Raw genomic sequence first — 5,821 nt, 5'->3', positions numbered from 1 at the left:
GGTAATACATACATAAATAAAGGGGAATACTATGAACAGACAAGAAGCAAGAAAGCGTGCTAAAGAGCTTGTTGCCAAGATGACCGTTGAAGAGAAAGCATCCCAGCTTCGCTATGATGCACCTGCCATTGACAGACTGGGCATCCCAGCGTACAACTGGTGGAATGAGGCTCTTCACGGAGTAGCAAGAGCCGGCACAGCCACAATGTTCCCACAGGCTATCGGACTTGCCGCAGCTTTTGATGAGGAACTTATGGGCGAGGTTGGTGAGATCGTAGCTGAGGAAGCTCGCGCCAAGTACAATGAACAGTCCAAGAGAGAGGACAGAGACATCTACAAGGGTCTTACTTTCTGGGCTCCTAACGTAAACATCTTCCGTGATCCACGTTGGGGCAGAGGCCATGAGACCTATGGTGAGGATCCATTCCTTACCAGCAGACTTGCAGTTCCTTTTGTTAAGGGAATGCAGGGCGATGGCGAGTATATGAAGGTTGCTGCATGTGCCAAGCACTTTGCAGTTCATTCAGGCCCTGAGGGCGAGAGACATTTCTTCGATGCCAAGGCATCCAAGAAGGATCTCGAGGAGACATACCTTCCAGCATTTGAGGCATGCGTAACAGAGGCTGGTGTAGAGGCTGTTATGGGCGCTTACAACAGAACAAATGGTGAGCCATGCTGTGCTAACAAGCCACTCATGGTAGACACACTTAGAGATAAGTGGGGCTTTGAAGGCCACTTTGTATCTGACTGCTGGGCTATCAAGGATTTCCATGAGAATCACAAGGTTACAAGCAGCCCTGAGGAATCAGCTAAGCTTGCTCTTGAGATGGGATGCGATCTTAACTGTGGATGTACATATCAGTCAATCATGAATGGAGTAAGAGCTGGCCTTATCAGTGAGGACCTTATCACAACATCATGTGAGAGACTGTTCACAACAAGATTCCTTCTTGGTATGTTCGACAAGACAGAATATGATGAGATTCCTTATGAGAAGGTTGAGTGCAAAGAGCACCTCAAGGTTGCCAGCAAGGCAGCTAAGGAGTCAGTAGTTCTTCTCAAGAATGATGGTCTTCTTCCTTTAAATAAAGATAACATTAAGACAATCGGTGTAGTTGGACCAAATGCTAACTCAAGACTGTCACTTATCGGTAACTACCATGGAACAGCTTCCAGATATATCACTGTTCTTGAGGGTATTCAGGATAAGGTTGGAGATGATGTTCGAGTTCTTTATTCAGAAGGTAGTGATATCTTCCAGAACAACATCAGCAATCTTGCTGATCCTAACCTTCCAGACAGACTTTCTGAGGCCCAGGCAGTTGCTGATCATTCAGATGTAGTAGTTGTAGTAGTTGGACTTGATGAGAACCTCGAGGGAGAAGAGGGCGATGCAGGTAACCAGTTCGCATCAGGAGATAAGATCAATCTTAACCTTCCTCTTTGCCAGAGACAGCTCCTTAATGCAGTGCTTGACTGCGGTAAGCCAACAATCGTTATAGATATGGCAGGAAGTGCAATTGACCTTTCCAAAGCTCAGGATAGCGCTAACGCTGTTATTCAGGCTTGGTATCCAGGAGCTAGAGGCGGTGCAGATGTAGCTGATATTCTTTTTGGAGATGTATCACCATCAGGTAAGCTTCCACTTACATTCTATTACTCAGCAGATGATCTTCCTGACTTTAAGGATTATTCAATGAAGAACAGAACCTATAGATATTTTGAGGGAACACCTCTTTATCCATTTGGTTATGGTCTTACTTATGGTGACTGCTATGTAACTAAAGAGAATAAGTTACATGTTGATGCACAGGCAGGTGATGTACAGGGAGCACAGCTTACAGTAACAGTAGTTAATGATGGCAAGTATGACACAGATGAAGTTGTACAGGTTTATATCAAAGATCTGGATTCTAAGTTTGCAACAACTCATCCAAGTCTTTGCGGCTTCAAGAGAGTTCATGTTCCTGCAGGTGGAAACGTAACAGTTACCATTGATATTCCTGGAAGAGCATTTACATCTGTAAATGAAGATGGCGAAAGAGCTGTCTTTGCCAAGAACTTCAGACTCTTTGCAGGCACACAGCAGCCTGATTCAAGATCAGAGGAGCTTACAGGACACAAGTGCATGTCATTTGATTTCACACTTGGATAAATCACAATATATTGTATCGGTGGCAAAACATGTATTAGTTTTGCTAACTGAGCAATACAACTTACAAGCAATTTGAATAATTTTGCAAGCGTTTTTTCTACGTTTGTGTTCTTGTAATTTGGCTGTCTATGACAGATAATTATTTACGTCAGAAAAGAATACAAGTATCAAGTTGTATTCTTTTAATGAACAGGGCTTGGCAAAACTCTAAATTAGATCGATGAGAGCCGTGAGCTCTTGGGATAAGGAAAAGTTTTAATGCGCTTTGCGCAGAAAGGGGATTATTTATGATTAACATGCCAGAAGTAAAAATTGGACTTGTTGCAGTAAGCCGTGACTGCTTCCCAGCATCACTTGCTGTCAACAGAAGAAAAGCTTTAGTAGAGGCTTATAAGAAGAACTTCAACGACAAGGACGTTTATGAGTGTCCTGTATGTATCATCGAGAGCGAGACTCAGACACTTGAGGCTCTTGAGGATGTTAAGAAGGCTGGATGTAACGCTCTTTGCGTTTACCTTGGAAACTTCGGACCAGAAATTTCTGAGACACTTCTTGCTCAGAAGTTTGATGGACCTGTAATGTTCTGCGCAGCTGCTGAGGAGTCACAGGGTGACCTTATCGACGGCAGAGGAGATGCTTACTGCGGTATGCTCAACGCTAGCTACAACCTTCACCTTCGTGGAGTAAAGGCTTATATTCCTGAGTATCCAGTAGGAACAGCTGATGAGTGTGCTAAGATGATCAACGAGTTCGTACCAATCGCTAGAGCTCTTGATGGACTTGCTAACCTCAAGGTTATCTCATTTGGTCCTCGTCCTATGAACTTCCTTGCTTGTAACGCTCCTATTCAGCAGATCTACAACATGGGTGCTGAGATCGAGGAGAACTCAGAGCTTGACCTCTTCGAGTCATTCAACAAGCACGCTGGTGACGCTAGAATCGCTGACGTTGTTAAGGATATGGAGAAGGATCTTGGCGCTGGTAACAAGAAGCCAGAAATCCTTGCTAAGCTTGCTCAGTACGAGCTTACACTTCTTGACTGGATCGAGGAGCACAGAGGCGGCAAGAAGTATGTATGTATCGCTGGTAAGTGCTGGCCTGCATTCCAGACACAGTTCGGATTCGTTCCTTGCTATGTAAACTCAAGACTTACAGGTCGCGGAATTCCTGTATCTTGCGAAGTAGATATCTATGGCGCAATCAGTGAGTTCATCGGATCTTGCATCTCTAACGACGCTGTAACTCTTCTTGATATCAACAACTCTGTACCTGCTGATATGTACGAGCAGTCAATCAAGGGCAAGTTCGACTACAAGCACACAGATACATTCATGGGCTTCCACTGCGGAAATACATGCACAAGCAAGCTTTCAAGCTGCGAGATGAAGTTCCAGAGAATTATGGCTAGAAACCTTCCTGAGGAAGTTACACAGGGAACACTTGAAGGAGATATCGTTCCTGGTGATATCACATTCTTCAGACTTCAGAGCACATCTGACAACCATCTTAAGGCATATGTTGCACAGGGTGAGGTTCTTCCTGTTGCTACACAGTCATTCGGTGGTATCGGTGTATTCGCTATTCCAGAGATGGGAAGATTCTACAGACACATTCTTATCCAGCACAACTTCCCTCACCACGGTGCAGTTGCATTCGGTCACTTTGGAAAGGCACTTTTCGAAGTATTTAAGTATGTTGGAGCAGAGGTTATCGGCTACAACCAGCCAGCTTCTCTTCCATACCCAACAGAGAACCCTTTCGCTTAATGCGATAAACTGTTCATAAATAAGAGGATACGAGATTTTCTCGTATCCTCTATTTTTATATATTGAATTGGAGGGAGACTGCTTATTGAACAAGTTTAAGAACACCGGAATTGGACTGGTTGGCCTGAGCAAGGACGGAGTTTCCTGCCTGAGACAGGATGTTAAGGTTGGACTGATGGAACATCTGCTTGGCCATATCAGTATCTCTGATACTGGATTCTGCGGACTGGGTATTCTCTGTGGTGTTATCTACATTTTTTATAGTATGTTCTAATCTATTCTGAAGTGAGCCATAATATGAACGCATGGAACTTACATTCACAAGAGCATTTTTGAATTTTTCAATAGATTCAAGAGCGTCATCACGTGTTCTTGCGTTGGCGCCATCTATGCCAAGAGCTTCGGCAGATAGAGAATAGCGCTTGATGGCAAGTTCATTTTGTGAGTCAGTTTCTGAACCAACCTGTAAAATCAGATCAGGTACATCAGCACCTGTTTCAGATTCTTTACCCACGACTGCTCCGTTTGGTGGAAAAATAGATATTTCATTAAAGGTAGCTTTGCTTGCTACACTTTCTATTTCTTCAGCTATACGTTGAATTTCATCATCGATATAGCTTCTATCGCTGTCTGTCAGTGTATCTGTTGCAGCTTTTACAGCTATTTCGTTGCCTCGCTGTATCATGGCGTGAACTTCCTGAAGCGCGCCATCAGCAACCTGGGCAAGAGATATTCCGTCCTGAGCATTAGCAGATGCCTGGGTAAGACCCTTTACCTGCCTTCTCATATTTTCAGACACAGCAAGATTAGCGGCATCATCAGCTGACCGGTTAATTTTATATCCGGTTGATAGTTTCTCTGCTGAATACCGCTGTGCAACTGTCGTGATCTGGAATTGACGGTTCGCGTTCATTCCTTGAATATTATGTTGTATTACCATAGGCTCCATCCTCTTTTAAAACGACACTCCTTGTCTTTATGTATATCGGAATATATATTCATAATAATGAGTGCAAAATTAGTTTTTTTTACAAAAAAATTGCACTAAATTTACGGAGAGAATTAGTGCGTTATTACTAGAAGAATCATTTACAGTTAAAATGTCCCTGTGATAAGATTTTTCTAAGTAAAAATGAATAAAGATACATATGGGAGAAAGCAGATGAAGATAGTTGTAGCAGATAAAGATAGTGTTGGAACAGACATGGACTATACTCTCTATGATGAGCTTGGAGAAGTGACTTATTATGATGACAAGATAACAGAGGAAAATGCCAAGGAAAGACTTGCTGGGGCAGAGGTTCTGATGATAAATAAGAGTGCTATCACGGACAAGATTCTTGATGATGCGCCTGATCTTAAGCTTATCTGCGAGTTTGCAACTGGCTTTGACAATGCTAATATTCCTGCGTGCGACAGACATGGTGTCAAGGTAGCCAATGTGGTCAATTATTCTACAGCTTCTGTTGCTCAGCATACTTTTGCACTTCTGTTTTACCTCATGGAGAATATGCGTCACTACGACGAGTTTGTTAAGGATGGCAGCTATGCTAATCAATCTCATTTCTGCTGTCTTGATATTCCTTTTCATGAGCTTGATGGTATGACCTACGGAATAGTAGGAATGGGGAATATAGGCAGGAAGGTTGCACAGATAGCAACAGCCTTCGGAGCCAAGGTTATCTTTTACTCTGCATCAGGAAATAGTACTTGCACTGACTATGAGAGAGTAGAGTTTGATGAGCTCCTTAGTAGAAGCGATGTTATTTCTATCCATTGCCCATTGAGCGACAGAACTAGAAATCTTTTTGATAAAAAAGCTTTCGATAAAATGAAAAAGACAGCAATCCTCATAAATGTTGCCAGAGGTGCTGTCGTAAGTGAGCAGGATCTGTATGAT

Annotated in this window: 4 protein-coding genes; 3 read left to right on the top strand and 1 reads right to left on the bottom strand. The window is 43.0% G+C overall.

The window, feature by feature from the left end; all coding sequences use genetic code 11:
• Positions 1–31 precede the first annotated feature (31 nt).
• Positions 32–2,155, top strand: a complete 2,124-nt coding sequence (locus tag IJI01_RS14390; protein ID WP_292191945.1) for a glycoside hydrolase family 3 C-terminal domain-containing protein — start codon at positions 32–34, stop codon at positions 2,153–2,155.
• A 287-nt stretch (positions 2,156–2,442) separates the two neighbouring features.
• Positions 2,443–3,921 (top strand): L-fucose/L-arabinose isomerase family protein, encoded by a 1,479-nt coding sequence (locus tag IJI01_RS14385; protein ID WP_292191943.1) that lies wholly within the window; start codon positions 2,443–2,445, stop codon positions 3,919–3,921.
• 82 nt (positions 3,922–4,003) lie between these two features.
• Here the strand turns inward: IJI01_RS14385 and IJI01_RS14380 are convergent, their stop codons facing one another.
• On the bottom strand, positions 4,004–4,861 hold the full coding sequence (locus IJI01_RS14380; RefSeq protein WP_292191942.1) for a flagellin N-terminal helical domain-containing protein: 858 nt from the start codon (positions 4,859–4,861) through the stop codon (positions 4,004–4,006).
• Positions 4,862–5,083: 222 nt separating this feature from the next.
• Between IJI01_RS14380 and IJI01_RS14375 the strand changes: the two genes are divergently transcribed.
• Positions 5,084–5,821: NAD(P)-dependent oxidoreductase (locus IJI01_RS14375; protein ID WP_292191940.1), on the top strand; the 738-nt coding region annotated here is incomplete at its 3' end.

This window comes from Butyrivibrio sp. (assembly GCF_017433805.1).
Taxonomy (GTDB): Bacteria; Bacillota; Clostridia; order Lachnospirales; family Lachnospiraceae; genus Butyrivibrio.
The sequence above is the reverse complement of the archived record's forward strand: the minus strand, read 5'-3'. Positions and strand labels throughout refer to the sequence as shown.